The sequence below is a fragment of the Candidatus Omnitrophota bacterium genome, assembly GCA_041650805.1.
GTDB lineage: Bacteria > Omnitrophota > Gorgyraeia > 2-01-FULL-45-10 > 2-01-FULL-45-10 > JBAZKM01.
On the sequence record JBAZKM010000023.1, the window covers coordinates 1 to 2,567 of the forward strand.

Consider the following 2,567-nt stretch of genomic DNA (forward strand, 5'->3'; position numbering starts at 1 on the left):
CTCCGGCGACTCTGAATTCAGGCGCGCCTTACACAGTTACCTGGGACAACCTGGACCTCCAGGCCGAGATCCCCAACGCAAAGTTTGAATTCTATGATGGTTCGGCCTGGCACAATATAGACTACAAGACCACTGACACCGGAATAGTCCCGAACTCTGAATCGTACTCTTGGAGCGTGCCTATTGATGTGCGTGATGTTGATTGCCAGTTCAGGATATCAGATCCCGCCAACTCAAGCGCGACTGACGATACGACCACGTTCGAGATACGCCCTGTCATAGACGTGACAGCCCCGACAGCGACAGCCAAGTGGACCATAGGCACGCAGACAGGCAATGACATAGTCTGGTCAGAGACAGGACCTGTATCAGCCGTGAAGATAGAATACTCAAAAGATAACGGCAGTAATTATACTTACACCATAGAATCTTCTTATCTGGGTTCATCCCCGTACGAATGGAACATTCCGGTAGATCAGGATATAATCACGACCCACACCCTCGGCTCCGAACAGAAGGCGAGGATAAAGGTCTCTGATACGTCTTTGGGCACCATCTACGACGAGTCCGGGTTATTCATGGTAAAGGCGGCGATCACGGTGACGAATCCCAATTCCTCAAGCGTCGCGTTAAAGGTCGGCGAGATATCCAACATAGAATGGACCACGACCTGCGCCGGCGCGGCCGACATGGGAGACGTGAAGATACAGTTCCGTAAGGACGCCGGAGAGAGCTGGACGGACGTGGCCACGGTGGCCTTCAGCGCCTCGCCATACACCTTATGGGCTCCGTCATTGACTTCAGCCGTCGTCACTAACGACGCCAAGACAGCCATGATCCAGATATTAGACGCTGATAATTCAGAGGTGTCTGATGTATCCGATCTGTTTGAGATAGAAGGCAAGATCACGTTTGATTCTCCTCTGAGCGCCGGGCTCATGTGGACGGTCGGTTCCAATGACCATGAGGTGAGATGGACCCCGGCAGGCACCTACGGCCCCATAAAAATAGAATATTCCACCAACGGCTTCACGGACGAGCTCCAGACCCACTATATCACGAGCGTCGCTAACTCAGCCAACGGGGTCCAGGGCGTATGGGAATGGGACGGCATACCGAATGATCTGAGCGATAATGTCAAGATCCGCCTCAGCCATGAGAATGATGACGATGTGAAATGCATGAACCCCAATCCGATAAAGATAGTCGGTTCCATCGAGGTGACTGCCCCCGAGACAGCGGGCATAGTCTGGAAGGTCGGGGAGACAGACAAGGTGATCGGCTGGAACTCAAACGGCTCCATCACCAATGTCGATATCTATTACAAGACGTCCGCGGCGGGAGGTTATTCCCTGATAGTGAACAATGACGGTAACCACGTCAATGGCGGCAATACCTATACCTGGACCGCCGGGGTGGCTGACGAGAATTCCGAGGATTGCTACATAAAGGTCTGCGACCATGCCCACGCCAACGACATCTACAACGTGTCTACGGTGGCGTTCTCCATAAGGCCTCTGATCACGGTGTCAGTGCCGGCCGCTGACCAGAACCTGGTAGTTGGCTCCAATGACAATACAGTCACATGGAACTGTAATTCCGCCAATGTCACCAAGGTCGATATATATTATTCCAAGACAGGGGTGGGCGGCACGTACGACCAGCTGATATCAGACGGCGTCACATGCGTGCAGGGCGCTAATTCCTATATTAATTGGGACAATGTCGACGACGATATCTCCGGAGACGTCGTTATAAAGGTACGGGACAAGACAAACGACATCGTGAATGACCTTGTGTACGGCTTATCATCGAGCTTTGACATCATCGGCAAGATCACGGTCGTTGAGCCTCATTCAGGCGAAAATCTCTATATCGGCGCCTCAAAGACTATCAGCTGGACCAGAAACGGCACCCTGGGGGATGTGGACGTGTATTATTTCCACGACGGCGCTTATGAGCTCATAACCACGGTGGACGCCAATTCTCACGCATGGACGGTGCCGCATCAATTGGAGACCAATACTACAGTGAAGGTGGTGGACGCTGACACAACCGGTACCGCTGATGAGGTGAACGATCTGTCAGATACGTTCAATATCACGGCGGCCATATCCGTAAGCGAGCCTCACCTTAACGAGAATCTTTCTGTCGGCACGGCCAAGACCATCACATGGGATACCGGCACCGCGAAATTAGGCAACCTTAAGATCTACTATAAGCACGACGGATCTTATGAGTACATAGATACGGTGGACGGTAATACCGTAAGCACCTACAACTGGGCGAGCGTCCCGCCGCAGATAGAGGTAAATACGCAGGTGAAGGTAGTTGCCGCGAATAAAGAAGGGACTTCTGATGAAGTGACGGGAGAGTCTTCCCAGTTCAACATAAAAGGCAATTTTGTCATGGTCAATCCTCCGGCGACTCTGAATTCAGGCGCGCCTTACACAGTTACCTGGGACAACCTGGACCTCCAGGCCGAGATCCCCAACGCAAAGCTTGAATTCTACGATGGTTCAGCCTGGCACAATATAGATTATAAGACCACGGATACGGGCATAGTC

1 protein-coding gene is annotated in these 2,567 nt (G+C 52.2%); it reads left to right on the forward strand.

What is annotated here, in order from left to right; translation table 11 throughout:
• Positions 1 to 2,567: hypothetical protein (locus tag WC515_08950; GenBank protein ID MFA5147486.1), on the forward strand; the 2,567-nt coding region annotated here is incomplete at both ends.